The following is a 26577-nucleotide window of genomic DNA, read 5'->3' as shown; positions in this document are numbered from 1 at the left end:
TTCTATAACCCCCCCCCCCGCCCCCCCCCACCCCCCCCCGCGCCCCCCCCCCCCCCCGGCGCCGCCCCGCGCCCCCCCCCGGGGGGCCCCCCCCCCCCCCGTCCAGGTACGTGTGCCGACTCTTCGGGTACGCGGGGCGAGCCTTCGAGGTGGGAGGTGGGGGAATGGGAAGGGCCGGTACGCGAGGGTTCGCGTACCGGCCCTGGGGTCCACGAACCCGGGTCAGGAGAGGGGCGGGCGGTAGACCTTGGTGAGTTTTCCGGCGGCCGTGCGGTCCAGCAGCCACAGGGTGCGGCGCTGGCCTCGGGCTCCCGCGACCGGGATCTGGATCTCGCCGGCGCCCGCCAGCGCGAGCGCGACCGCGTCGGCCTTTTCGGCGCCGGCGGTCATGAGCCAGATCTCCTGGGAGCGGCGGAGCGCGGGCAGGGTGAGGGAGATCCGGGTGGGCGGCGGCTTGGGGCAGTTGCGGACCGCCACCGCCGTCCGCTCGGTCTCGTACACCGCGGGGGACTCCGGGAAGACCGAGGCCGTGTGGCCCTCGCCGCCGAGGCCGAGCAGGGTGATGTCGAACGTCGGCACGTCGAAGTGGTCTTCCGGCTGCGCGTTGCGGGCCAGCACCTCGGCGTAGGCCGAGGCGGCGCTGTCCACGTCGTCGCCGAACTTGCCGTCGGACGCCTCGAGCGCGTGCACCCTGGCCGGGTCGAGCGGGACGTGGTCGAGCAGCGCCTCGCGGGCCTGCTTCTCGTTGCGCTCGTCGCTGTCGCGGGCGACGAAACGCTCGTCGCCCCAGTAGATGTCGAGCTTCGACCAGTCGACGGCGTCGCGGGCACGCGAATCACGCAGCTCCCGCAGCACCGCGATACCGGTACTGCCGCCGGTGAGCACCAGCGACGCCGAGCCCTTGGCGGCCTGGACGTCGACGAGCCTGGTCACCAGCCGGGCGGCGACGGCCGCGGCGAGCAGGTCGGCGTTGCTGTAGACGACGACCTCGGTCTTGCTCATTTGGCCGCCACCTTCTTCTTCGGCGCGGCCTTCGCGGTCTTGGCGACCGGCCCGCCGATCTTGTTCAGCCCGTGCAGCGACGCCTCGTACACCTCGTCCGGGTCGAGCCGCCGTAGCTCCTCGATGAGACAGTCCTGGTTGTTGCGCCGCGCCAAGGAGATCCGGCGCGTCGGCTGGCCAGGCTGGGTCAGCGTGCCGACCCGGCCGTCGGGACGGTGCAGCTCGACCGGACCGGACTGCCGGTCCAGCGTCACCGAGATGATGCCCTGCGCGCTGGAGCTCTTCACGCGCTTGACCGGTGCGTTCAGGTACTCCGCGAGCCAGCCCGCGAGCAGCTCGGTCGACGGCGAGTCGGCCTCGCCGGTGACCGTCGCGCCCAGCACCTTCTCGTACGGCGGCAGATCGAGCGCCGAGACGAGCTGCGCGCGCCAGTTCGTGAGCCGGGTCCACGCGAGGTCGGTGTCGCCCTCGACGTAGGACTTCGCCCGCGTGGTCAGCGCCTTGATCGGGTTCTTCTCGGCGGACGAGTCGGTGATCCGGCGCTGCGCCAGCTGACCGAGCGGGTCCTCGGCCGGAGCCTTCGGTCCCTCGCCTGGCCACCAGGTGACGATCGGCGCGTCCGGCAGCAGCAGCGGCACGACCGCGCTCTGGCCCTGGTTCGCCAGCGGGCCGTAGAGCCGCATGACGATGACCTCGCTCGCGCCGGCGTCGCCGCCGACGCGGATCTGGCCGTCGATGCGCGGCGCGGCCGTCTTGGAGCCCTTGGCCACCACGATCACCCGCGACGGGTGCTCGCGGCTGGCCTCGTTGGCCGCCTCGATCGCCTCTTCGAGCTTGTCGTCGTCGTCCGCCGCGATGACGAGCGTCAGCACGCGGCCGAGCGCGACGGCGCCGCCGCGCTCACGCAGTTCGACGAGCTTGGCGTTGACCTGCGAGGTCGTGGTGGATGGCAGGTCGATGATCACGGACGCCTCCAGGTGTGGCCGCTGCGTTCGAGCATCTCGTCGGCCGAGGGCGGTCCCCAGGAACCGGGCGGGTAAGGCTCGGGTGCGCCTTCGGTCGCCCAGTGCTCCAGGATCGGGTCGAGAATGTCCCAGGACAGTTCGACCTCTTCGTTGACCGGGAACAGCGACGGCACGCCGAGCAGCACGTCGAGGATCAGCCGCTCGTACGCCTCCGGCGAGGACTCGGTGAACGCGTGGCCGTACCCGAAGTCCATCGTGACGTCACGGACCTCCATGGTCGTGCCGGGCACCTTCGAGCCGAACCGCAGCGTGATGCCCTCGTCCGGCTGCACGCGGATGACCAGCGCGTTCTGCCCGAGCTCCTCGGTCGACGTCGAGTCGAACGGCAGGTGCGGCGCGCGCTTGAACACGACCGCGATCTCGGTGACGCGGCGGCCGAGCCGCTTGCCGGTGCGCAGGTAGAACGGCACACCCGCCCAGCGGCGGTTCTGCACTTCCAGTGCCACGGCCGCGAACGTCTCGGTCTTCGAGTCCTTCGCGAAGCCCTCTTCCTGCAGCAGGCCTGGCACCTTCTTGCCGCCCTGCCAGCCGCCGGTGTACTGCCCGCGAGCGGTGTACTCGCTCAGCGGCTCCATCGGCTTGGTCGCCGCGAGAACCTTGACCTTCTCCGCGCGCAACTGCTTGGGCTCGAAGGAGATCGGCTCCTCCATCGCCGTGAACGCGAGCAGTTGCAGCAGGTGGTTCTGGATGACGTCCCGCGCCGCGCCGATGCCGTCGTAGTACCCCGCGCGGCCGCCGAGCCCGATGTCCTCGGCCATGGTGATCTGCACGTGGTCGACGTAGTTGGCGTTCCAGATCGGCTCGAACAGCTGGTTCGCGAAGCGCAGCGCCAGAATGTTCTGCACGGTCTCCTTGCCGAGGTAGTGGTCGATGCGGAACACCGACTCCTCGGGGAACACCTCGTTGACGATCGCGTTGAGCTCTTTCGCGCTGCCCAGGTCGTGCCCGAACGGCTTCTCGATGACCACGCGGCGCCAGGTCTCCTCGTCCGCGTGCGCGAGCCCGGAGCGGGCGAGCTGCTTGACGACCACCGGGAACGCGCCGGGCGGGATCGACAGGTAGAACGCCGTGTTGCCGCCGGTGCCGCGCTCGGTGTTGAGGTCCTTGACCGTCTGCGCGAGCCGGTCGAAGGCGTCATCGTCGTCGAAGGTGCCCTGGACGAACCGGATGCCCTCGGCGAGCCGGTTCCACACGGACTCCTTGAACGGCGTCCGCGCGTGCTCCTTCACCGAATCGTGCACGAGCTCGCCGAAGTCCTGGTGCTCCCAGTCCCGGCGAGCGAAGCCGACCAGCGAGAAGCCGGCGGGCAGCAGCCCGCGGTGCGCGAGGTCGTAGATCGCGGGCATCAGCTTCTTGCGCGCGAGGTCGCCCGTCACGCCGAAGATCACGAGGCTCGACGGCCCGGCGATGCGTGGCAGCCGCTTGTCGCGGGGATCCCGCAGCGGGTTTTCCCACTGGGTCACGCGTCCACCTCCTGTAGGGCACGGACCAGTTCCGCGAGCCCCGCGGCCCGGTCGGTCAGGTGCAGCCGCAGCACGGGACGGCCGTGCTCGGCGAGCACCTGGCCGTCGCCGAGCGCCTGCGCGTGCTGCAGGACGCCGAGCGTGTACGGCCGGTCCGGCACGTCGAGGTCGTTCTCGACCGCGCCGGTCAGCTGCAGGAAGACGCCGTTCTGGTGCCCGCCCTTGTGGTACTGCCCGGTGGAGTGCAGGAACCGCGGTCCCCAGCCGAACGTGGCCTGCAGGCCGGACCGCTTGGCGACCTCGGCACGCAGCAGCGCGGCCGAAGCGTCGTCGAGACGGTCGAGGTACGCCTGCACCGAGACGTAGCCTGCCTCCGGAGCGGACCCGAGGAACGCGCGCAGCACGTCGACGAGTTTTCCTTCGGTGGCAACACCTTCGGAACCGAAGATCTGCACGAATCCGTCCACATTGGACGCTTCCTCGCCGCCGTTGAGCGCCTCGGGGTTGTCCAGCAGCGCACGCGCGGCCTTCTTCGCGGCCTCGACGTCCGGCTGGTCGAACGGGTTGATCCCGAGCAGGCGCCCGGCGATCGCCGTCGCGTACTCCCACAGCAGGAACTGCCCGCCGAGCGGCCCGGTGACGGAGATCTCGGCCGGATCGGCGGGAGCGCCGATCGCGACGGTCGTCGCGTCGTCCTTGGCGTCGGCGAACCCCGGCGCGCCAAGGCCTTCGACGACCACCGGCAGCAGACCGGTGCCCTGCTTGCCGGTTGACTCGGCGATCAGCTGCTCGGCCCAGTCACCGAAACCCTTGATGCCCGAGCCGGTGTCCGCGAAAACGACCTTCTCGGCGCCTTCCACGTGAGCCGCGCCAAGAGCCGCGGCCAGCCGAAGCGCCGGGTTGTCCGGAGAGTCCGCGCTGAGCAGATCCGAAGCGGCGGCCGCCTGGTCGAGCAGGCGCGCGATGTCCGCGCCCGCGAGACCCGAAGGCACCAGACCGAAAGCGGTCAGCGCCGAGTAGCGCCCGCCGACGTTCGGGTCGGCCAGGAAGGTCTTGCGGTAGCCCTCTTCCTCGGCCAGCTTCGAGAACGGCGAGCCGGGGTCGGTGACGACCACGATCCGCCGCGCCGCGTCGATGCCCGACGCGGCGAACGCCTTCGCGAAGATCCGGCGGTGACTGTCGGTTTCGACCGTGCCGCCGGACTTCGACGACACGACGAGCACCGTCCGCGACAGGTCACCGGCGAGCGCGTCGGCGACCTGGCCGGGGTCGGTGGTGTCGAGCACGGTCAGCGCGACGCCGTCGGTGCCGGTGATCACCTCGGGAGCGAGCGAAGAGCCGCCCATGCCCGCGAGCACCACGCGGTCGACGCCCTCGGCGTGCAGTTCCGCCCGCAATGCCGCGATCTCACCGATCAGCGGCCGCGACGACTTGTGCAGCGTCGTCCACGACAGCCTGATCGCCGACTCGGACTCGGCGTCCGGCCCCCACAGCGTCGGGTCCTGCGCGGTCAGCTTCGAAGCGACCTGGTCGGCGACCAGCTTCTCCACCAGCGGCGCGGCCTTTTCGGCCAGTGCGGCGTCGACCAGCTCGACGCCTAGCGGTTCTGAGGCCACTCGTATCAGCCCTTCGCCTTGTCGAGCTGGCCGGTCACGGACTCGAGAAGCTCTTCCCACGACTTCTCGAACTTCTCGACGCCCTCGGTCTCGAGCACGCGGAAGACGTCCGGGATGGCGATGCCGACAGCGGTGAGCTTGTCGAACAGGGCCTGGGCTTCCTCACCCTTGCCGGTCACCGTGTCACCGGTGATCTCGGCCTGCTCGGCGACCGCGTCGAGGGTCTTCTCCGGCATGGTGTTGACCGTGTCGGCGACCACGAGCTGGTCGACGTAGCGGGTGGCCGAGTAGCTCGGGTCCTTGACACCGGTGGACGCCCACAGCGGGCGCTGCGCGTTCGCGCCTTCGGCCGCGAGAGCCTTCCAGCGGTCCGTGGCGGAGAGCTCCTCGAAGGCCGCGTACGCGAGCACGGCGTTGGCGATGGCCGCCTTGCCGAGCAGCGCCTTGGCCTCGGGGGTGCCGATCTCGTTGAGCCGCTTGTCGATCTCGGTGTCCACACGGGACACGAAGAACGAGGCGACCGAGTGGATGCCGCGCAGGTCGTGGCCGTTCGCCTTGGCCTGCTCGAGGCCGGCGAAGTACGCCTCGATGACCGCCCGGTAGCGCTCGACCGAGAAGATCAGCGTGACATTGACGCTGATGCCCTCGGCGAGCGTGCGGGTGATCGCGGGCAGGCCCTCTTCGGTGGCCGGGATCTTGATGAGCACGTTCGGCCGGTCGACGGTCTTCCACAGGTCCTGCGCCTCGGCCACCGTCTTGTCGGTGTCCTTGGCCAGCCGCGGGTCCACCTCGATGGACACGCGGCCGTCGACGCCGTTCGTGGCGGTGTACACGTCGCGGAACAGGTCCGCGGCGTTGCGCACGTCGGTCGTGGTCAGCTCGCGGACCGCGGCGTCGAGGTCGGCGCCGCGGGCGGCGAGCTCGCGGACCTGTGCGTCGTAGGCGTCGCCCTTGGCCAGCGCGTTCGCGAAGATCGTCGGGTTCGTGGTGACCCCGACGACGTGCTTGTCGCGCACGAGCGCGGCGAGGTTGCCGGAGTCGAGCCGCTCGCGCGACAGGTCGTCGAGCCAGATCGAGACACCGGCGTCGGACAGCTGGGCGAGCCGATTGGTGGTGCTCATGACTGTGTCATCCCCTTCGGATGTTTTGTCAGGCGTTCTTGGCTTTGGCGATGGAGCGGCGCGCGGCGTCGGCGACGTTCTCCGGAGTGAAACCGAACTCACGGAACAGCGTGCCGGCGTCGGCTGAAGCGCCGAAGTGCTCCAGAGAAACATTGGCACCCGAGTCACCGGTGAAGCGGTACCACGACTGGGCGACACCGGCTTCCACGGAGACACGGGCCTTCACCGCTGCCGGGATGACCGACTCGCGGTACTCGGCGTCCTGCGCGTCGAACCACTCCTGGCACGGCATCGAGACGACGCGGGCCTGGACGCCTTCCTCGGCGAGCGCCTTCTTCGCCGCGACGGCCAGCTGAACCTCGGAGCCGGTCGCGATGAAGATGACGTCCGGCGTCCCGTCGGAGTCGGCGAGGACGTAACCGCCCTTGGCGACGCCTTCGGCGCTGGTGCCTTCCAGCACCGGCACGTTCTGGCGGGTCAGCGCGATGCCGGACGGGTGGTGGACGTCCTCGATGACGGCCTTCCACGCGTACGCGGTCTCGTTGGCGTCCGCCGGGCGGACGATGTTGAGACCAGGGATCGCGCGCAGCGCGGAGAGCTGCTCGACCGGCTGGTGCGTCGGGCCGTCCTCGCCGAGCCCGATCGAGTCGTGCGTCCACACGTAGATCGCGGGCAGGCCCATCAGCGCGGCGAGCCGGACCGGCGGGCGCATGTAGTCGGAGAAGATGAGGAAGGTCGCGCCGTAGGGGCGGGTCCCGCCGTGCAGCGCGATCCCGTTGAGGATCGAGCCCATCGCGTGCTCGCGGATGCCGAAGTGCAGCGTCCGGCCGTACGGGCTGGTCTTCCACATGCCGGTGGTGGCCGACGGCGGGCCGAACGAGTCGGCGCCCTTCATGGTGGTGTTGTTGCTCTCCGCGAGGTCCGCGGAACCGCCCCACAGCTCGGGCAGCACGTCGGCGAGCGAGTTCAGCACCTCGCCGGAGGCCTTGCGGGTGGCGACGCCCTTGGGGTCGACATCCCAGCTCGGCAGGTTCGCGGCCCAGCCCTCGGGCAGCGAGCGGGTGGAGAGACGCTCGAACAGCGCCTTGCGCTCCGGGTTCGCGGCGGCCCACGCGTCGAAACGCTCCTGCCACTGCGCGTGCGCGACCTTGCCGCGGTCCAGCGCCTGGCGGGTGTGCGAGATGACCTCGTCGTCGACCTGGAAGTTCCGCTCCGGGTCGAAGCCCAGGATCTTCTTCACCCCGGCGACCTCTTCGGCGCCCAGCGCGGCGCCGTGCGCCTTGCCGGTGTTCATCTTGGTCGGCGCCGGGTAGCCGATGACGGTCTTCAGCGCGATGAACGACGGACGGGTCGTCTCGGCCTTCGCGGCGGCGATGGCGGCCTCGATCGCGACGACGTCCTCGCCGCCCTCGACGATCTGGGTGTGCCAGCCGTACGCCTCGTAGCGCTTGACGACGTCCTCGGACAGCGCGATGTTCGTGTCGTCCTCGATCGAGATCTTGTTGTCGTCCCAGAAGACGATCAGGTTCCCGAGCTCCTGGCGGCCCGCGATCGAGGAGGCCTCGGCGGTGACGCCCTCTTCGATGTCGCCGTCGGAGGCGATGACGTAGACATGGTGGTCGAAAACACTCTCGCCGGCGGCGGCGTCCGGGTCGAACAGGCCACGCTCACGGCGGGCGGCCATCGCCATGCCGACCGCGTTGGCCAGGCCCTGGCCGAGCGGGCCGGTGGTGGTCTCGACACCCTTGGTGTGGTGGTACTCGGGGTGACCGGGGGTCAGCGAACCCCACTTGCGCAGCGACTTCAGGTCGTCGAGCTCCAGGCCGAACCCGGCCAGGTACAGCTCGATGTACAGGGTCAGGCTGCTGTGGCCCGCGGAGAGCACGAAGCGGTCGCGGCCCGCCCACTCCGGGTCGGCCGGGTCGTGACGCATCGTGCGCTGGAAGAGGGTGTAGGCCAGCGGCGCGAGGCTCATCGCCGTGCCGGGGTGCCCGCTACCGCAGTTCTCGACGGCGTCCGCGGCGAGGACACGGGCCGTGTCGACGGCCCTGGTGTCCGTCGCGGTCCAGTCATCGGGCGTGACGCGCCGCAGGAGTGGGTTGTTCTCGCTGGTAGAGGCGGTTTCGGACACTGAACTCGAACTCCCCGTCATCTGGTCGGTACTACTTATCTCAATCGATCCCGATGGGACGATATTCCTGCTGTGAGTAGTACGCATGATCTGCGCGCACCGTTCACGGTCAGCCTAGTGGTTGGGCTACCCGGTGGACCCGCCGCCGACACGCGTGGACCCGGGATGACCCTGCGCGATCACCACGTCTAACATCGGTTCGGGCCTTGCGGATCCACCACGAGGCAACGGCCCGTCATCTGACGCAGGGAGTGAAATGTCGTTGGTGAACGCCGCGCACGGACGCGGTGAAACCAGCGCCGTGCATCCAACGGGCGAACGACCGCACGCTGGCCGGCGAACCATCCGCCAGGTGGCCGGCGCGTACGCCGCACTTGCCAAACCCCGTGTCATCGAGCTGTTGCTCGTCACGACGATTCCGGCGATGTTCCTGGCCGGGCGTGGGATTCCCTCGCCGTGGCTGGTACTCGCCACACTGGTCGGCGGCACGATGGCCGCGGGCAGCGCGAACGCGTTGAACTGCGTGATCGACGCCGACATCGACAAGGTGATGAACCGCACCAAGCGCAGGCCACTGGTCCGTGACTCGGTGCCCCGCCGCGGCGCGCTGATCTTCGGCTTGGTGCTCGGCGTCGCCTCGTTCGCCGTGCTCTACTTCACGGTGAACCTGCTCTCGGCGATCCTCGCGATCGCGACGATCCTGTTCTACATCTTCGTCTACACCCTGGTCTTGAAGCGCCGTACGTCACAGAACGTGGTGTGGGGCGGCGCGGCGGGCTGCATGCCGGTCGTGATCGGCTGGGCCGCGGTGACGGAGACCGTGCAGTGGCCCGCGTTCGTCATGTTCGGCGTGATCTTCTTCTGGACCCCGCCGCACACCTGGGCGCTGGCGATGAAGTACCGCGACGACTACGAGCGCGCGGGCGTCCCGATGCTGCCGGTGGTCGCGACCGCCCAGCACGTGGCCAAGCAGATCGTCATCTACTCGTGGGTGATGGTGCTCTGGACGCTACTGCTCGCGCCCGCGACTTCGTGGCTGTACACGTCGTTCGCACTGGTCGCGGGTGGCTGGTTCCTCTTCTACGCGCACTCGCTGTACGCGTCGGTGCGGCGTGGTGAGACTTACAAGCCGATGGCGTTGTTCCACCGGTCGAACACCTACCTGATGATCGTGTTCGTGGCGCTGGCCGTCGACTCGGCGATCGGGCTGCCGGTGCTGGGCCTGCCGTTCTGACGTTTCCGGACAGTGACGGGCTAGGAAGTCCACAAAGGACTTAATGCGCGCCCTTTTGTCTGCTGATGTCGCTTTGGTCCGGATCGCCGGTGGCGTGAGGGCCCAGTTTGGCCAGCTGGGCTGGGTGAAGGAGTCCCTCACCCAGCCGGACCTCGTGAGGGCCCTTCACCAACCTGAACCTGAAGAAGGGGTCGTGAGTGGTACGGCCGGTTCTAACCGGCCAAAACACTCACGACCCCCGAAAGCTCAGGCGCGCTGGTACTCCTCCCAGGTGACCTTGGTGACGGCCGGGCCGTCGTCCGGGCCGCGGCCCGCGAGGCCGTTCATGCCCAGGTAGTAGTCACCCGACTGGTGCTGCGCACCCGAGGACTGGTCCGGGTCGGCCAGCGCGATCGCGTGGATGTGGTAGCCCCAGTCAGCCTGGTCCGGCGTGCGCAGCCAAGCCGCGAAGCCGACCTTGCGCAGTGCGCGGACGACGTTCGTCCTGGTCGTGCCGCTCATGCTGGCCGCGGCGATGTCCATCGCGCCGCCACCGTCATGGGTGCCCGCCGAAGCGCCGACGCCGCCAGGGTTGTACGAGCCCTGCGAGAGGGTGACCTGGAAGCCGAGCAGACGCTCCGCCTCGACGAGCATCGCCTTGGTGCGGGTGTTCAGCGTCTGGCCGTGATACGTCACGTGCGCGCCCGCGCTGACCGGGTTGGTCACCGTGTAGCGAGAGGTGCCGAGCTTCTCCAGCGAGGTCTTGCCAGGGAAGCCGGACGCGTCGATTCCGGTGTAGCCCAAGGACTTCTGGTACTGCGAGTAGGCTGTGATGGTCGTGGTGCCGAAGTGGCCGTCCACGTACTGCGAGTCCAGCAGGCCCTTCGCGTTGAGTGCTTGCTCGACGGCCAGGACACTGTCCTTGGCGCCCGGCGTGATCGCGCTGTCGGCGCGGCGGGGGTCGATCTGGGCGGCCTTGAGCACGGCTTCCATGTTCACCGCGGGCAGCGCCACGGCCTGCAGCGGCGCGGCCACCGCGAACGAGGTCGCCGCCGTCGCGGTCAGCAGGCCGACCTTCACCAGTAGTTTCGGCCATACCTTCATGTTCGTTGTCTCCTTGGATCGCGTTGGTACGTTCGGCTCAGCGTGACCACGGGCGATACAAGCGACGTACAAAACGGCCGACGTGGGATCATGGGACCTGCCGCCGCCAGGGAATTCCATGGCGACGCGAGTCGTTGACTCTTCCTGGTGCTTTGTCCCCTGACCTGACTGTGTATGTAAAGAAAGTGGGCTGCAGTTGTCCGTGTCCCCGGAACGGGAACTAGACAGAACCGAAGAGATCGCCCGCGAGCAGGCTTACGTCTCCACGGTGTACGACAAGCTCGACGCCGAGCGGAAGACCGCGCAGCGCAGGTTGACCGAAACGCTCCAGCTGACCGGCGGCACGCCGCAGGCACGCACGGAGCGCGACGTCGCGACGACCTTGTACAGCGACAGGCTGGCCCAGCTCGGGTCCGTCGAGCAGGGCCTGGTCTTCGGCAGGCTGGACTTCACGCCCGAAAGCGAAGAGGAGACCGCCTACATCGGGCGGCTCGGGCTGTTCGACGAGGACGACGACTACCGGCCGCTGCTGATCGACTGGCGCGCGCCGGTCGCGCGGCCGTTCTACCTGGCGACCGCCGCCTCGCCGGAAGGTGTGCGGCGACGCCGTCACATCCGCTCGCTGAGCCGCAAGGTCACCGGGTTCGACGACGAGATCCTCGACCTCCACGCCGCCGACCAGGGCCAGGACCTCGGGCTGGCGGGGGAGGCGGCGCTGCTGGCCGCGCTCGAACGCAAGCGCACCGGCGAGATGAGCGACATCGTCGCGACCATCCAGGCCGAGCAGGACCGCATCATCCGTTCGGGGCTGAACGGCGTCATGGTCGTCCAGGGCGGCCCGGGCACCGGCAAGACCGCGGTCGCGCTGCACCGCGCGGCGTACCTGCTGTACACCTTCCGGCAGCAGCTCACCACGCGTGGTGTGCTGGTCGTCGGCCCGAACAGCACGTTCCTGCGCTACATCGGCCAGGTGCTGCCGTCGCTGGGTGAGACCGGTGTGCTCCTGGCCACGGTCGGCCAGCTTTACCCGGGCGTCGAGGCGAAGGGCGTCGACACCCGCGAAGCCGCTGAGATCAAGGGGCGGCTCGTGATGGCCGAGGTGCTGGCGAACGCGGTCAAGGACCGTCAGCAGGTGCCCGAGCCGGTGCTGGAGATCGAGTACGAGCGCGACCTGCTGCGCCTCGATCGCAAGACCGCGTCCGACGCGCGCGCCAGGGCCCGCCGCTCGCGCCGCCCGCACAACCAGGCGCGGCGCATCTTCCGTTCCGAGCTGCTCGACGCGCTGACCAGGCAGGCCGCGCGCAAGCTCGGCGCCGATCTGCTCGACCCGCGCGACATCGAGGACATGCGCGAGGAGCTGTCCGCCGACCGTGGCGTCGCGGCCGCGCTGGACTCGCTCTGGCCGGAGCTGACCCCGGAAAGCCTGCTCGACGACCTGTTCGCCGACCGCGAACGGTTGCGCACCGCGGCCGGGAAACTCCTCAGCGAAGCCGATCGCGCGCACCTGGAAAGCGGCCGTGACGCGAAGTGGACGCCCGCCGACGTCCCGCTGCTCGACGAACTCGCCGAGCTGATCGGCGAGGACGACACCGAGGCGCGTGCCGAGGAAGCCCGCCGCGAGCGCGAGGACCGCGCGTACGCCGAGGGCGTGCTCGACATCCTGGAGCAGGACGAGGAGATCATCGACGAGGAGTTGCTGCGGGTCAGCGACGTCCTCGACGCCGAGATGTTCGCCGAGCGCCAGGAGCGGCGCAGCGAGCTGACCGCGGCGCAGCGCGCGGCGCTCGACCGGACGTGGACGTTCGGGCACGTGATCATCGACGAGGCGCAGGAGCTGTCCGCGATGGACTGGCGGCTGCTGATGCGCCGCACGCCGAACCGGTCGATGACGCTGGTCGGCGACGTCGCGCAGACCGGCACGCCCGGCGGCGCGAAGTCGTGGGGCGAGGTGCTCTCGCCGTACGTCGAGGACCGCTGGCGGCTGGAGGAGCTGACCGTCAACTACCGCACGCCCGCCGAGATCATGGCGGTGGCCGCTCGCGTGCTCGCCGAGGTCAACCCGGAGCTCGAAGCGCCGGTCTCGGTGCGGGAGACCGGAGTCGCGCCGTGGCTGAAGCGCTTGTCTCCCAACGAGATGCTGGTCGAGCTGCCGTCGCTTGTGGACAAGGAACTGTCCGCGGTGGACGGTGGAACGGTCGCCGTGCTGAGCCCGGCCGAGCGGATCGCGGACGTGCGCGAGGCGCTGGCCGGTGTCGACGAGCGGGTCTCGGTCCTGACCGTCGACACGGCCAAGGGACTCGAGTTCGACTCGGTCGTCGTGCTGTCGCCGGACGAGGTCGTCGCGGAGTCGCCCAGGGGCCTGAACGATCTCTATGTGGCACTGACCAGGGCGACCCAGCGACTCGGCGTGGTACAGACAGGTGATCTTGTACCGGCATTACAAACGCTCGGCTAATCTGCGCGGCATGCGCACATTCGCCAAGATCACGGTCGCCGTCGCGGGCGTCCTGGCCCTCACCGCCTGCGGTGACAAGGGCCAGGACGTGGCCGCTCAGCCCACCCCGACCAAGACCCCCGCTCCGCCCAGCGTCGGCGCGCCGGCAGGCCAGACCGCGAGCAAGGGCAGGGAGTGCACGGCCGAGGACATCAAGACGACCGGGAAGTTCGGCGAAGCGCCGACGATCACCATCCCCGACAGCTGCGACCCGCCGAAGAAGCTGCTCGCGGTCGACCTGTCCAAGGGCGACGGCGCCGCCGCCAAGAACGGCAGCGAGCTGGAGATGAACTACTCGCTCGTCACCTGGTCGGACAAGAAGAAGCTGGACAGCTCCTTCGACCGCGGCGAGACGTTCAAGCTGGTGCTCGGCCAGGGCCGGGTCATCAAGGGCTGGGACCAGGGCCTCGTCGGCATCAAGCAGGGCACCCGCCAGCTGCTGGTGATCCCGCCCGACCTCGGCTACGGCAAGGGCGGCCAGGGCATCCAGCCGAACGAGACGCTGGTCTTCGTCGTCGACGCGGTCAAGGTCGGCGACCCGACCGCTCCGTAAAACAGGCGCGCGAGGCCTTCTTTCTCGCTCTGACCAGCTATACGCGGGGTGTATAGCTGAGGTGTATACACCCCGTGTATTCTGGTGGCATGTCGATCACCAACACGTTGCTCGGCCTGCTCGAGAGCGGGCCGAAATACGGCTACGACCTCAAGCGGCTCTACGACGAGCGCTTCCAGCGGGACCGCCCGCTGCACTACGGGCAGGTCTACTCGACGCTGTCCCGGCTGCTGCGCAACGGGCTCGTCGAGGAGAAAGGGGTCGAACCGGGCGACGGCCCCGATCGCAAGCGGTACGCCATCACCGACGCGGGCGTGACGAACGTCGAGGAATGGCTGAGCACCCCGGAAAACCCTTCGCTGTATCTGCAGAACACCTTGTACACCAAGGTCGTTCTCGCGCTGCTGTCCGACCGTGACGCCACCGACGTGCTCGACTCGCAGCGGTCGGCGCACCTGCGCGCGATGCGGGAGCTGACCACCCGCAAGACCGAGGGCGACCTGGCCGATCAGCTCATCTGCGACCACGCGTTGTTCCACCTGGAGGCGGACCTGCGCTGGCTGGAGCTGACCGCGGCCAGGCTGGGCGAGCTGGCAGAGCGGCTGAAGTCATGACCACGAACGCCGCGCCGCTGCTGAGCGGCATCGACCTGCACAAGTCGTTCGGGCAGACCAAGGCACTCGACGGCGCCGGGATGGACCTGCGCGCTGGCGAGGTGGTCGCCGTGATGGGGCCGTCCGGGTCAGGGAAGTCGACGCTGCTGCACTGCCTCGCCGGCATCATCCAGCCCGACGACGGCGAGGTCAGGTACGCGGGCGAGGTGCTGTCGGCGATGGGTGATCGCGAGCGCAGCGCGTTGCGCCGCACCGACTTCGGCTTCGTATTCCAGTTCGGCCAGCTCGTCCCGGAGCTGACCTGCGTGGAGAACGTGGCGCTGCCGCTGCGGCTCGACGGAACCAAGCGGCGGCCCGCCGAACAGCTCGCCCGCGAGTGGCTGGACCGGCTGGAGGTCGGTGACATCGCGGACAAGCGCCCTGGTGAGGTCTCCGGCGGGCAGGGGCAGCGCGCCGCCGTCGCGCGGGCGCTCGTGACCACGCCCAAGGTGGTGTTCGCCGACGAGCCGACCGGCGCGCTCGACTCGCTCAACGGCGAGCGGGTGATGCGCCTGCTGGTCGACGCGGCGAAGCAGACCGGCGCTGCCGTGCTGCTGGTGACCCACGAAGCGCGGGTGGCCGCCTACTCCGACCGCGAAATCGTGGTGCGGGACGGGAAGTCACGCCAGATCGGGCTCACGGGAGCTCCGCGATGACGACGACGTCACGCCCTCGCTTCGGCGCCTGGGCGGGAGACTTGGCACTGGGAATCCGGCTGGCCGTCGGGGGCGGCCGGACCTCCGGTACCGGGGTGGCCAGGCTCCTGCTCGGCACGATCGGCATCGGCTTGGCGGTCACCGTGCTGCTGTTCGCGGCCTCAGCCGACCACGCGATCTCCGGACGTGAGGCCAGGAAACTCGCCGGCGTGCCGGACAGCACGCCGATCGCCGGGGTCGTGCCGCTCGCCATGCGCGACGGGAGCACCTCCTTCCGGGACAAGCGGATCTCCGTCCGCTACGTCCATGCCGGCGGGGCGAACTCGCCGAAACCACCGGGGCTGGACCGGATCCCGGCGCCGGGCGAGCTGGTCCTGTCCCCGGCGCTCGCCGACCTGCTGCACTCCGAAAGCGGTTCGCTGCTGCGGCCGCGGTTCGCCGGGCCGCGGATCGGGACCATCGGCGTCGCGGGCCTGGTCAACCCGGACGACCTGCGCGCGTACATCGGCGCCGACGCCTCGTTGACGGGGAACGCGGTGTACGCCTTCGGTTCCCCGGCCCCGCCGGATGGCCTCGACCCTGGCCTGCTCACACTGCTGCTGATCGGGATCGTCTCGCTGCTGGCGCCCGTGTTCGTCTTCGTGGCGACGTCCGCGCGGGTCGCGGGCGCCGAGCGGGACCAGCGGCTCGCCGCGCTCCGCCTGGTCGGCTCCGACCTGCCGCAGGTACGCCGGATCGCCGCCGCCGAATCGCTGGTGACCGCGGCCTGCGGGCTGGCGCTCGGCACCGCCGCGTTCCTGGCGTTGCGCGGGCTCACCCCGTCCGTGCGGGTACGGGACGGGAGCCTGTTCGCCGCCGACGTCGTGCCGCCGTGGCCGCTGGTGGTCGTGATCGTGCTGGCGGTGCCCGCGTTGTCGGTGGCCAGCGCGCTGGTGGCGTTGCGTGGCACGGCGATCGAACCGCTCGGTGTCGTCCGGCGCGCGAAGCCGGTGCGGCGCCGCCTGTGGTGGCGGCTGCTCCCGATCGTGGTCGGGGTCGTGCCGCTGGTCACCTTGTCGCTGCGGGACGGGTCGAAGCTGGCCACGGTGGCCGTCGGTATCGGGGTCGCCTGCCTGCTCATCGGCGTGCCCGCGATCCTGCCGTGGCTGCTGGAACGCGCGGTCGCCCGGTTCCACGGCGGGCGCCCGGCGATCCAGCTGGCGGTGCGGCGCCTGCAGCTCGACAGCGGGACACCGGCGCGGGTCGTCGCCGGTCTCGCGGTGGTGCTCGCCGGTGCGATCGCGCTGCAGTCGCTGCTGGCCGGGCAGGCCAAGGCGCTCGACCCCGGCCTGCTGGCCGCTCGGACCATCACCGAGCTGAACCTGAGCGCCGACGCGCAGGCGGGTCCCGGCGCCGTGGCCGCGCTGGCGAAGCTGCCGGGGCTCACCACGCCGTACCTCGTCCGCCAGGTGCACTTGCGCGGCGCGGATCCGGGCCGGATGGAGGGTGTCAGCATCGCCGACTGCGAGACCTGGCTGGCGGTGGCCGGGATCGAGAACTGCCGCGACGGCGCCGTGTACCGGGACACGCGCGCGGATTCGACCGTCCGATCAGGACAGTCGTACGAGGTCAGGTACTACGACGACCAGGACAGGGGGATCGGCGACTGGACCGTGCCTGCCCTGGTGCCGGTGACCCGTCAGCCGAACGCCCCGTCGTACTCCTCTTCGGCCATCCTGGCGACGCCGGGCGCGCTGGCGGACATCGACCTGAGCCCGGTCTGGGGATCCGCGACCGTCCGGATGACCTCGGACGACCCGGATTTCGCCGAACACGCGCGCAACGCGCTCGCGCCGTTCACCTGGCACGCCTCGCTCTTCGTGCCCACGCCGCCACTTCAGCTTTCCCCGACGCAGCAGGCGTATCTCGCGATCCGTGCCGGTCTGCTGGCCGCGTCGGTGTTCACGCTGCTGCTGGCCGGGGTGAGCCTGCTGGTGCTCGGCCTGGAACAGCTCCGCGAGCGTCGCCGCACCATCGGGATGCTCGCCGCGACCGGGGTTCCGGTGCGGGTGCTGGCAGGCTCGATGGTGTGGCAGAACGCGATCCCGCTCGTGCTGGGAATCGGCATCGCGGTCGCGACCGGGCTCGGCCTGTCCGCGCTCGGCGCCAGGCTCACCGGGGCGGCGTTCACCGTGGACTGGCTCGCGGTCACGGTGCTCAGCGGTGCGGCGGCCGCGCTGGTGCTGCTGGTCACGGCCGTGACACTGCCGTCACTGCGCGGCGCCGCCCGCGTGGCGTCGGTGCGTACCGAGTAACGGCTAGGCCTGGTGCACCCAGCGGAACAGGGTGACCTCCCGGCCTTTTTCGATCAGCCGCTCCGGCGGGCTGTCACTGAGGTGATAGCCCGCCGAGCGAGCGACACCCTGGCTGCCCGCGTTCGCGTCTTCGATCATCAGCTCGAGATCGTCGAAGCCGAGTTCCCGCGCGTACGCGGTCATCACGCGCAGCGCCCGCCCGGCGAGCCCGCGCCCGCGGTAGGCGGAACCCACCGCGTAGCCGAGTTCGAGCCCTGGCGCGGAACCGTCCTTGCCGTGGAACATCAGCACCTCACCGAGCGGCTTCTGGCCGTCTTCGGTGATCGCCAGCTGCAGCCGCTTGCCTTCCGCGCGGCCGCGCCGGGCCTTCGCCAGATAGGCGACGGCCGCCTGCCGGTCGAACGGCGTCACCAGCGGGGTGAAATGGGCGACCGTGGGGTCGTCGAACAAGGCGACCATGTCCGCCACGTCCTCGTCGGCCCACTCGCGCAGGATCAGGTCCTCGCCGGTCAGGCGGACCTCGTCGGGAACCTTCACGGGATCAGCAGCAGCTTGCCGGTGGTGCGGCGGCCCTGGAGATCTTCGTGCGCGCGGGCCGCTTCGGTGAGCGGGTAGCGGCCGCCGATCCGGATCGACAGCGAGCCGTCCTTGATGGCCGAGAACAGTTCCGCCGCGCGCCAGTCGAGCTCCTCGCGGGTGCGCGTGTAGTGCGCCGACGTCGGCCTGGTGAGGTAGAGCGAGCCGCCCGCGTTGAGCCGCTGCGGGTCGAGCGGGGGAACGGGACCGCTGGCCGCGCCGAACAGGACGAAGTAGCCGCGCACCCGCAGGCTGGCGATGCTTCCGTCCACAGTGGACTTACCGACGCCGTCGTAGACCACGTGCACGCCTTCGCCGCCGGTCAGTTTCTTGACCTCTTCGGCGAAGTCGACCTGGTCGTAGCGGATCACCTCGTCCGCGCCCGCCTCACGGGCGAGTTTTTCCTTCTCCTCGGTCGAAACCGTGCCGATCACGCGCGCGCCCTGTGCCTTCGCGAGCTGGGTGAGCAGCAGGCCGACACCGCCGGCGGCCGCGTGCACGAGGACGGTGTCGCCGACCTTGACCTCGTAGGTCGACCGGACGAGGTAGTGCGCGGTGATGCCCTGCAGCAGCGTCGCGGCGGCGACGTCCAGCGAGACGCCGTCCGGCACCCGGACCGCGACGTCGGCGGAGACCAGCACCTGCTGCGCGTAACTGCCGAACGTGCCCTGCCAGGCGACCTGGTCGCCCGGCGCGAACTCGGTGACCTCACTGCCGACGGCTTTGACGGTGCCCGCGCCTTCCAGGCCCAGCCCGAACGGCGTCGGGATCGGATAGATGCCTGCGCGGTGATAGGTGTCGATGTAGTTGACGCCCGCCGCGGCCACGTCGACCAGGATCTCGCGCGGACCGGGTGCGCCGATCTCGACCTCGGCGATTTCGAGTACCTCCGGGCCGCCGGTCTGCCGGACCTGGATCACTGTGGGCATTCGTCCTCCTCGTTTTCCAGAAGTAACTGTGAAGCTAGTCCGGTTGTTCCGCGGTCCGGCTACTGGGCGGTTAAGCTCCGGACGTGGCTGAAGAGACTGAAAAGACCATCGCCCCGACCTCCCGCCAGCTCGCCGCGGCCCGCGAATTCGTGGCGCGGCACGGAAAGCCGTCCAAGGCCGTGGTGGAGAACATCGGCAACGCCGGCGCGCGGGTCGTGCTCGTCGGCGCCGACGGCGCGATGGGCGACGTCATCGTCCCGGCCGTCGCCACCGGTGAGGCGCTCGTCGAGGCGGTCGAGGACCTGGAGCCCGCTGAGTGGGACACCGCGACCATCAACGCCACCCGGATCGGCGCAGCTCACCGCCGCAAAATGGCCGGGCCGAGGGCCAAGCGTTGAACACCGTGTAACAAGCTGGCCCGTACGCTTGTATAAGTCACCCATACGAGTGTACGTTCCGCTCATGGCTGAGATGTCAACGTTCGGAGACCGGCGCACCGCGCTGGCCGATGCCGTCATCCGTATTGCCTCCACCCGCGGCCTCGAACAGGCGAGTGTCCGCGAAGTCGCCAACGAGGCAGGCGTCGCCATCGGCACTGTGCAGCACTATTTCTCCACCAAGGACGAAATGCTGTCGTTCGCCTTCACCCGCATCGTCGATCGGACGATGGAACGGGTGACGGCCGTCGAGCCCGAACCCGACGTGCGGGTCCGGCTCTCCAGGATCCTGCGCGAGCTGCTGCCGCTGGATGACGTTCGCCGGGCCGAGGCGACCGTCTACCTGGCGTTTTCAGCCCGCGCGGCGACCTCGCCCGCGCTCGCCGAAGTCCAGGCCGAGACGCTCAAACAGATCCGTGGCGGCTTCACCAAGATCTTCTCCGACGCGGGCGCGCCCGATCCGGAGACCGACGCGCTGCTCGTGCTCGGCATGGTCGACGGCCTCGGCCTCGGCGCCGTCAGCGCGCCGGGCGAGACCGACAGACGAGCGCTCGAAAGAGCGCTGGAAACCTACCTGGACCGCCGATTCCCCTAGGGCGTGTTTCTTGGGCCCATGTTCGCGATAGCCGAGCCCAGGCGGCCCCTGGCGGCACCGTGGGAGCCCCCGAGTAACCCGTTACGAGGACGCTCCCACGGCACCGCCAGGAACCACCTGGATCTCGACTCTCATCGAACGAGGCCCAAGAAACACGCTCTAGCTCGCCGTGACCCGCTTGGCCGCGAGACGTTCGGGCTTGGGCCAGCGCACATTGCTCGCCCACCCGAGCTTCTCGAACATCCAGATCACCCGCGCGGACACGTCGATCTGACCGCGCAGCACGCCGTGGCGGGCGCAGGTCGGGTCGGCGTGGTGGGAGTTGTGCCACGACTCGCCCATCGACAGGATCGCCAGCGGCCAGAAGTTCGCCGCCTTGTCCCGGCTGGCGAACGGGCGCTCGCCGAACAGGTGGCAGATCGAGTTGACCGACCAGGTCACGTGGTGCAGGAACGCGATACGCACCAGTCCCGCCCAGAAGAACGCGGTCACCACGCCCCACAGTGACCAGGTCAGCAGGCCGCCGAGCAGCGCGGGCAGCGCCAGGCTCAGTGTGGTCCACAGCCAGAAGTAGCGGTTGACGACCTTGAGGTCTTCGTCGGCCAGCAGGTCCGGCGCGAAACGCTCATAGTTCGTCACCTCGCGCTTGAACATCCAGCCCATGTGCGAGTGCCAGAAGCCCTTGACGAGCGCCGAGGCGGACGTCCCGAACAGCCACGGCGAGTGCGGGTCACCCTCGCGGTCGGCGAACGCGTGGTGCCGCCGGTGGCTGGCGACCCAGAAGATCACCGAACCCTGCACGGCCATCCCGCCGGCGACGGCCAGCGCCACCCGCAGCGGACGGCCTGCCTTGAACGCGCCGTGGGTGAAGTAGCGGTGGTAGCCGACGGTCACGCCCAGCGTCCCGAGCGTGTAGAACACCGCGGCGAGCGCGAGGTCGACCCAGCCGAGCCCCCAGCCCCACATGATCGGCACGGCCGCGACCAGCGCGGCGAACGGGATCAGCAGGAACGCTTTCAGCACGATCATTTCGAGCGTCGAACGCTGCCCCTGCACAAGTGGCTTCGGCTCGGATGCGGGCACGGCTGTCATAGGTGCACCTCGGGGTCAGGCGGGGGAATCGGGTGTTCAGTATGAAACACCCGGGGCAAGGGCAGCCTAAACTGTCCCGCTCAGCGCCCGAGTTACGGAACGGTGGCGACCTCGGGTGCGGCAGGCGTATTCGCCGTGACCGGCCCCCGGTCCCGAGCCGCGCACCAGAGCGCGGCGGTCACGATGATGACCAGCGCCGAGCCCAAGACGTGGAACGAAACGAGCGCCTCGGGCACCCCGAGCGCGTACTGCAGCGACCCGAGTCCACCCTGCGCGACCGCGACGACCCAGACGAGGACGTAGCGCTGCCAGAGTGTCTTCGGCGTGTTTTGCCGCATCAGCTGCATGCCGAAGACGGCGAGGACGATCAGGTAGGCCACGAGCAGCCCGGCGTGCACCTGCACGAGTGCCTGAATCGGCGCGTCGAGGCGATGCGTGTCAGGACCGCCGCCGTGCGGCCCGGCCCCGGTGACGGTCGTGCCCGCGGCGAGCACGGCCCACATCACGACGACCAGCGCGGTGAGAGTCGACTTCGGGGCGAGCCAGCGCGGTTCCTCGTCGCCCTCGTTGAAGGCGTGCAGCAGCAGGACGGCCATCCAGACCAGGGGAGTGGAGACCAGGAAGTGGATCGCGACCGTCCACCACTCGAGCTTCGCCAGCACGGTCATGCCACCCACGACGGCCTGCAGCACGACACCGCCGGGCATCGCCCACGCGAGCTTGACGAGACGCTTCCGCCGCGGCTGGTCGATCTGCACCCGCCACGCGGTGATCACGCACAACGCGGCGACCAGGATGACGACCCCGGTCAGCATCCGGTTGCTGAACTCGATCCACTGGTTCAGCGCGGCGTACTCGGGGTGCGCCTCGGGAACGATGCTCCCGCCGACACACTGCGGCCACGTCGGGCACCCGAGCCCGGACCCGGTCACCCGCACCACGGACCCGGTGACCCCGATGCCCCCCTGGGCCACCACGGCCGCGATGGCCACCGCGCGCTGCACGCGCCGCGACGGAAGGGGCAGACGGCCGACCAGGTTCCGGAGCACGCGCGAATAATACTCGTGAGTGGTACGGCCGGTTCTAACCGGCCGTACCACTCACGACAGTTATCCACATCGCCCTCAGCCATCCACAGATTTGCTCGCGCCTCTTCCAGCGGCCGTTCCGCGCCGCAAAGTGGAGTGATGCCCAAGAATCCTCGCTGGTCCGAATCGACCAAAATCCCGTCCGAGCAGCTCGGCAGCTGGCAATCGCTGGTCGACGAGCAGCACGGAGTCGTTTCAGGCGCGCAATTGCGGAGCTTCGGTCACACCAGGCACGACATCGCCGCGAATGTCGAGGCAGGCCGCTGGCAGCAGGTGCTTCCTCGCACGTACGCGACCTTCACCGGCGCACTGAGTCGCATGGCGAAATTGCAAGCCGCTGTTCTCTATGGCGGCCGTCACGCCACTTTGAGTCATCGCACCGCTGCGGAAGAGTGGGGAATGCTGCCGATAACGGACGGGCCGATCGAGATCACCGTTCCCTACGGCAGTTCGGCCATTTCTCAGCTGCCCTTTACGAAAGTCCATCGATCGCGCGCGCTGCGGCACACGGCGTTGGCGACGAACCCGCCGAGAACGCGGCGAACGGACACGATCGTCGATCTCGCGGTCGCCCAGGACACCGGGCAGGACGCACTCAATCTGGTCGTCGATCTCGTGAGCAAGCACGCGGTTTCCGTGCCGGGCATGCTCGCTTGCGTGGAGTGCCGTCCGCCGCAGCGCCACCGCACGGCGATTGCCCGAGGCCTGGATCTCGTGAGGCGCGGGCTGATGTCGGCGCTGGAGGTCGAGTATCTCGACCGCGTCGAGCGGGCACACGGGCTTCCGAACGGCGACAGGCAGTCGCCCTTCGCCGTCGACGGCAAGACCCTTTGGGAGGACGTCACTTACGACGGCATCGGTGTTCCCCTGACCGTGCGGCTCGACGGCAGGGCGAGCCACAGCATGGCCAGTGTGGCGTTCCGCGACCGTCGGCGCGACAACGCGGCCGAGTTGGCGGGGAGGTCACGCCTGGTCTACGGCTGGCACGACGTACACGGCGACCCGTGTGGCGTGGCGCGCGAGGTGACCGCCGTGCTGGCGCGCTTCGGCTGGCAACCAGGGCAAAGGAGTCGTGAGTGTTTTTGCCGGTTAGAACCGGCCGTACCGCTCACGACCCCCGCTACGTGAGGCGGGTGGTTTTGCTGGCGAGGGCGGCGGCGGCCGCGGCCCAGAGGGTGAGCACGAGCGCGGGGCCCCAGGCGAAGGTTCCGTCGACCGTGGCCGCGTGGAGGCCTTGGGCGAGCGCGCCCGAGGGGATGAGCTCGACGACGGTGGCGACGCCGGAGGGGAGCGAAGCGGGCGCGAGGAGGATGCCGCCCGCGAGCAGGAGCACGAACCAGACGATGTTCGCCAGCGCCAGCACCGCCTCGGCGCGCAGCGCTCCGCCGAGCAGTACGCCCAGTGCTCCGAAACTCAGGGTTCCCAAGAACAGGAACACCACCGCGCCGAACAGGCCGGACGGTGACCAGCCCAGGAAAGCCGCGACGATGCCGAGTACCAACGCCTGCAAGGCCACCACGACCAGAGCCGCGACAAGCCGTCCCGCGACCAGAAGCCAGCGCGGCAACGCGGTCGCGGAGAGACGCTTCAAAACCCCGTAACGCCGATCGAAGCCGAGTGCGATCGCCTGGCCCGTGAAGGCCGACGACATCACCGCCAGCGCGAGGATTCGCGGCGTCACTGAGTCCACACGAGACAGACCGTCCTCGGCGGGCAGGATGTTCAGCAGCGAGAGGCCGAGCAGAAGTGCCAGCGGGATCAGCAAAGTGAGCAGGATCTGCTCGCCGTGGCGCAGCGTCAGGCTGGCTTCCACGCGGGCGTGGGCGAGGAGCATGCGGCCGAGGCGGCCGCGGCCCGGTGCCGGCTTGAACGTTCCCGGCTCGAAGACCGTCATGAGCGCAGTTCCCGTCCGGTCAGCTCCAGGAAGACCTCTTCGAGCCCGCGCCTGCCGACGTGGAGCTCTTCCGCCAGCACGCCCTGCTGCGCGCACCAGGCCGTCACGGCCGACACGACCTGGGGGCTGACATGGCCTTCGATCTCGTACGAGCCCGGTGACAGCTCGCGCACCAGGTACCCCTCCGGCAGCGCGGCGGCGAGCAACACGGTGTCGAGACGCGAGCGCGCCTTGAAGCGCAGCTGGGCGGTCTCCTCCGACGTCAGGTCGGCAGGCGAGCCCGACGCGATGACGCGGCCGTGGTCGACGATCACCACGTCGTCCGCGAGCGCCTCGGCCTCTTCCATCAGGTGGGTGGTCAGCAGCACGCTCACGCCGTCCGCGCGCAGCGCGCCGAGCAGGTCCCACACCACGCGCCGCGCGGCGGGGTCCATGCCTGCGGTCGGCTCGTCCAGGAACACCAGCTCCGGCCTGCCGACGATGGCGCACGCCAGCGAAAGCCGCTGCTGCTGCCCGCCCGACAAGCGCTTGAAAGGCGTTCGCCGCACCGAGGAAAGGCCGAGCACGTCAAGCAGCCAGGCGGGATCCAGCGGCGAAGAAGAGCAGGCCGCGACCAGCGACAGCATTTCCGAAGCGCGCACTCCGGGATAAGCGCCACCACCCTGCGGCATAACGCCGATCCGCGGTCGCAGCGAAGCGCCTTCGCGCACCGGATCGAGGCCGAGCACGCGCACCTCGCCGGCGTCGGGCTTCAAGAAGCCTTCACAGATCTCGACGGTCGTGGTCTTGCCAGCCCCGTTGGGGCCGAGCAACGCCAGCAGCCGTCCACGCTCCATCCGCAGGTCGAGACCGTCGACGGCGGTGGTGGATCCGTATCGCTTCACCAGCCCGGTGATCTCGACGGCGGGGGTGCTCACGACACGCAACGATACGGCTTAACCCGGCACCGCCGTCGACGGGGCGGACCGCTTGAACAGCATCGGCGCCAGGTGCCGCACGAGCAGCGCCGCCAGGATGATCACCACGATCCCGGCCAGGTACGCGAACGGCACCACGTACGTCCGGCCGGTGAACGTGCTCCCGGTGGTCGGTGTCAGGAACGGCAGCACCACGCTGACCACCATCGCCGCGTGCCGGAACCGCGAGGTCCCGGCGGCCGCGGCCAGCGGGATCACCGCCCACAGCAGCCACCACGGCTGCATCGCGATGTGCAGCATCATGAACGCGCCCATGGACACGCCGAGCCCGATGATCGGCCGGTAGCGCCAGCGGAAGCTGTCCCAGAGGAACTTGATCGTGATCGCCGCCGCGACCGCGTACCCGATCAGCCCGATGATCGCGACCAGCGAGTCCGTGTGGTTGCCGAGCCCCAGAGTGATGCCCAGAACACCGGACAGGCTCGCCAGCTCGTTCACCGGCGAGATCCACGACCGCACGATGCCCGGCGTGCCGAGCGCGCCGATCCAGCCGAAGCCGAGCCCGCTGCCCAGGCACAGCGCCACCGTCACCACGGCGAACACCGCCAGCATCAGCGCGGCCGCGCGCAGCAGGTCGGCGATCTTGCCGTGCCAGCGCCGCGCGATCATCACGCCGAAGAACGGCAGGCCGAGGAACGCGTTGATCTTGACCATGGCGCCCAGCGTGATCACCGCCGCGCCCAGCACGATGAACAGCAGCTCACCCTTGGCCAGTGGCGGCGGGATGTCGCCCTTGACCCGCACCGGCAGCCTGCGGATGCCGATCTCCAGCCCGGCCATCATCAGCCCGATGCCCAGCGCCTCGTTGTGGGTGCCCGCGACCAGGTGGAAGATCACCAGCGGGTTCAGCGCGCCGAGCCACATGGCGGTCGCGGGCTGCACGCCGAACCGGGTCGCCAGCCGCGGCAGCGCCCACACGATCAGCGCCAGCCCGACCAGTTCCAGCGCGCGCTGCAGCAGCACGCCGGTCGCCACGTGGTTGCCGGCGAGCTCGTTGAGCCAGCCGCCGATCCGCAGGAAGACCGGCCCGTACGGCGCCGGTGTCTGCTGCCACATGCCGGAGACGTTGTTGGTGAACGGGTCCGCCTGGCCCAGCGCGATGGCGGGGCCGAGCGCGTACGGGTCCATGCCGCGCCGCACGATCTCGCTCTGCGCCAGGTAGGAGTACACGTCGCGGGAGAACAGCGGCGGGATGAACAGCAGCGGCGCCACCCACATGGCGAGCGTGCGCGCGAGCTGCCCGCGCGAGGCCAGCCGTTCGCGTGACGGCTTGGCGAACCGGCCGAGCAGGACCCAGGCGAAGACCAGCAGGCCGACACCGGTGAACGCGATCGCCAGCGACACCGTCGGGATGCGCGCGAACAGGCGGAGCACCGGGATCTCCATCACCGGGTTCGCGATCGGGGCCGCGCCCGCGCCGAGCGAGCCGAACGCCAGGAACAGCGTGCCGACCGTGCCGAGCCTGCGCACGACGGTGAGCGCGCGCGTCTCCTCGGCGTTCAACGGCTCCGTGTCGTGCGGGCGCGGGGGAGTGACTGTCGCCACCGCCGTTGTCTCGTCCACTGCCACGCCGGAAGGGTATCGACTCGCTCTTGCGGTGATACCGGTCACTGGGTTAGCACCCCGCCTTTGCTCTTCGAACGGAAATACGACACACTTGTGTT

General features: G+C 69.7%; 23 protein-coding genes. 9 read left to right on the top strand and 14 right to left on the bottom strand.

Going from position 1 to position 26577, the window contains the following annotated elements:
- Positions 1-222: 222 nt before the first annotated feature.
- The 6 genes from pgl to tkt are packed head-to-tail and all read right to left on the bottom strand — an operon-like array spanning position 223 to position 8358.
- Positions 223-1002 (bottom strand): 6-phosphogluconolactonase, encoded by a 780-nt coding sequence (gene pgl / locus ACFV15_RS18995; protein WP_378351776.1) that lies wholly within the window; start codon positions 1000-1002, stop codon positions 223-225.
- Positions 999-1967 carry a glucose-6-phosphate dehydrogenase assembly protein OpcA gene (gene opcA, locus ACFV15_RS18990; RefSeq protein WP_378351775.1) on the bottom strand — a complete coding sequence of 323 codons (969 nt, stop codon included), beginning with the start codon at positions 1965-1967 and terminating at the stop codon, positions 999-1001. Before opcA ends, pgl begins: the two co-directional genes overlap by 4 nt.
- Positions 1964-3490 (bottom strand): glucose-6-phosphate dehydrogenase, encoded by a 1527-nt coding sequence (gene zwf / locus ACFV15_RS18985; RefSeq protein ID WP_378351774.1) that lies wholly within the window; start codon positions 3488-3490, stop codon positions 1964-1966. The genes opcA and zwf overlap by 4 nt, the downstream gene beginning before the upstream one ends.
- A complete protein-coding gene (locus tag ACFV15_RS18980; RefSeq protein ID WP_378351773.1) occupies positions 3487-5106 on the bottom strand; it encodes a glucose-6-phosphate isomerase in 1620 nt (539 codons plus the stop codon). Before ACFV15_RS18980 ends, zwf begins: the two co-directional genes overlap by 4 nt.
- 5 nt (positions 5107-5111) lie before the next feature.
- Entirely contained in the window at positions 5112-6227 is a 1116-nt protein-coding gene (tal, locus tag ACFV15_RS18975; RefSeq protein WP_378351772.1) for a transaldolase, read from the bottom strand.
- Between the two features lie 28 nt (positions 6228-6255).
- Entirely contained in the window at positions 6256-8358 is a 2103-nt protein-coding gene (tkt, locus tag ACFV15_RS18970) for a transketolase (RefSeq protein WP_378351771.1), read from the bottom strand.
- Between the two features lie 256 nt (positions 8359-8614).
- On the opposite strand from tkt, the gene ACFV15_RS18965 reads away from it, so the two are divergent.
- Positions 8615-9592, top strand: a complete 978-nt coding sequence (locus tag ACFV15_RS18965) for a heme o synthase (protein ID WP_378351770.1) — start codon at positions 8615-8617, stop codon at positions 9590-9592.
- Between the two features lie 246 nt (positions 9593-9838).
- Here ACFV15_RS18965 and ACFV15_RS18960 read toward each other — a convergent pair whose 3' ends face one another.
- Entirely contained in the window at positions 9839-10675 is an 837-nt protein-coding gene (locus ACFV15_RS18960) for a peptidoglycan-binding protein (RefSeq protein WP_378351769.1), read from the bottom strand.
- Positions 10676-10865: 190 nt separating this feature from the next.
- Here ACFV15_RS18960 and ACFV15_RS18955 point away from each other — a divergent pair, with 190 nt between their 5' ends.
- The 5 genes from ACFV15_RS18955 to ACFV15_RS18935 all read left to right on the top strand — a co-directional run bounded on the left by ACFV15_RS18955 (position 10866) and on the right by ACFV15_RS18935 (position 17325).
- Positions 10866-13130: a HelD family protein gene (locus ACFV15_RS18955; protein ID WP_378351783.1), complete on the top strand. Its 2265-nt coding sequence runs from the start codon at positions 10866-10868 to the stop codon at positions 13128-13130.
- Positions 13131-13140: 10 nt separating this feature from the next.
- A complete protein-coding gene (locus ACFV15_RS18950) occupies positions 13141-13722 on the top strand; it encodes an FKBP-type peptidyl-prolyl cis-trans isomerase (protein ID WP_378351768.1) in 582 nt (193 codons plus the stop codon).
- A gap of 89 nt (positions 13723-13811) precedes the next feature.
- Positions 13812-14336, top strand: coding sequence for a PadR family transcriptional regulator (locus ACFV15_RS18945; protein ID WP_378351767.1), 525 nt, complete (start codon positions 13812-13814; stop codon positions 14334-14336).
- Entirely contained in the window at positions 14333-15031 is a 699-nt protein-coding gene (locus ACFV15_RS18940) for an ABC transporter ATP-binding protein (protein WP_378351766.1), read from the top strand. The genes ACFV15_RS18945 and ACFV15_RS18940 overlap by 4 nt, the downstream gene beginning before the upstream one ends.
- On the top strand, positions 15028-17325 hold the full coding sequence (locus tag ACFV15_RS18935) for an FtsX-like permease family protein (protein ID WP_378351765.1): 2298 nt from the start codon (positions 15028-15030) through the stop codon (positions 17323-17325). The genes ACFV15_RS18940 and ACFV15_RS18935 overlap by 4 nt, the downstream gene beginning before the upstream one ends.
- A gap of 3 nt (positions 17326-17328) precedes the next feature.
- On the opposite strand, the gene ACFV15_RS18930 is transcribed toward ACFV15_RS18935, so the two are convergent.
- Entirely contained in the window at positions 17329-17862 is a 534-nt protein-coding gene (locus tag ACFV15_RS18930; protein ID WP_378351764.1) for a GNAT family N-acetyltransferase, read from the bottom strand.
- On the bottom strand, positions 17859-18830 hold the full coding sequence (locus tag ACFV15_RS18925) for a quinone oxidoreductase family protein (protein WP_378351763.1): 972 nt from the start codon (positions 18828-18830) through the stop codon (positions 17859-17861). Before ACFV15_RS18925 ends, ACFV15_RS18930 begins: the two co-directional genes overlap by 4 nt.
- 83 nt (positions 18831-18913) lie before the next feature.
- Between ACFV15_RS18925 and ACFV15_RS18920 the strand changes: the two genes are divergently transcribed.
- Both ACFV15_RS18920 and ACFV15_RS18915 read left to right on the top strand, forming a co-directional pair.
- A complete protein-coding gene (locus ACFV15_RS18920) occupies positions 18914-19228 on the top strand; it encodes a hypothetical protein (RefSeq protein WP_378351762.1) in 315 nt (104 codons plus the stop codon).
- Positions 19229-19292: 64 nt separating this feature from the next.
- The gene (locus tag ACFV15_RS18915; RefSeq protein ID WP_378351761.1) at positions 19293-19862 is read left to right on the top strand and encodes a TetR/AcrR family transcriptional regulator; all 570 of its coding nucleotides are present in this window, start codon (positions 19293-19295) and stop codon (positions 19860-19862) included.
- A 159-nt stretch (positions 19863-20021) separates the two neighbouring features.
- Here ACFV15_RS18915 and ACFV15_RS18910 read toward each other — a convergent pair whose 3' ends face one another.
- Both ACFV15_RS18910 and ACFV15_RS18905 read right to left on the bottom strand, forming a co-directional pair.
- Positions 20022-20954: an acyl-CoA desaturase gene (locus tag ACFV15_RS18910; RefSeq protein ID WP_378351760.1), complete on the bottom strand. Its 933-nt coding sequence runs from the start codon at positions 20952-20954 to the stop codon at positions 20022-20024.
- Positions 20955-21046: 92 nt separating this feature from the next.
- Entirely contained in the window at positions 21047-22003 is a 957-nt protein-coding gene (locus tag ACFV15_RS18905; RefSeq protein WP_378351759.1) for a heme A synthase, read from the bottom strand.
- 138 nt (positions 22004-22141) lie between these two features.
- On the opposite strand from ACFV15_RS18905, the gene ACFV15_RS18900 reads away from it, so the two are divergent.
- Complete coding sequence (locus tag ACFV15_RS18900; RefSeq protein ID WP_378351782.1) at positions 22142-23170, top strand: hypothetical protein; 1029 nt, start codon at positions 22142-22144, stop codon at positions 23168-23170.
- On the opposite strand, the gene ACFV15_RS18895 is transcribed toward ACFV15_RS18900, so the two are convergent.
- Genes ACFV15_RS18895 through mptB form a run of 3 tightly spaced genes read right to left on the bottom strand, consistent with a single transcriptional unit; the run spans position 23163 to position 26476 of the window.
- Complete coding sequence (locus tag ACFV15_RS18895) at positions 23163-23936, bottom strand: ABC transporter permease (protein WP_378351758.1); 774 nt, start codon at positions 23934-23936, stop codon at positions 23163-23165. The two genes, ACFV15_RS18900 and ACFV15_RS18895, sit on opposite strands and share 8 nt — an antisense overlap.
- Positions 23933-24853 (bottom strand): ABC transporter ATP-binding protein, encoded by a 921-nt coding sequence (locus ACFV15_RS18890; RefSeq protein ID WP_378351757.1) that lies wholly within the window; start codon positions 24851-24853, stop codon positions 23933-23935. Before ACFV15_RS18890 ends, ACFV15_RS18895 begins: the two co-directional genes overlap by 4 nt.
- A gap of 18 nt (positions 24854-24871) precedes the next feature.
- Complete coding sequence (gene mptB / locus ACFV15_RS18885; RefSeq protein WP_378351781.1) at positions 24872-26476, bottom strand: polyprenol phosphomannose-dependent alpha 1,6 mannosyltransferase MptB; 1605 nt, start codon at positions 26474-26476, stop codon at positions 24872-24874.
- Between the last annotated feature and the right edge of the window lie 101 nt (positions 26477-26577).

This window comes from Amycolatopsis sp. NPDC059657 (assembly GCF_042734395.1).
In the GTDB taxonomy this organism is placed as follows: Bacteria; Actinomycetota; Actinomycetes; order Mycobacteriales; family Pseudonocardiaceae; genus Amycolatopsis.
Note: the sequence above shows the minus strand (reverse complement) of the source record. Positions and strands in the feature narration are given on the sequence as shown.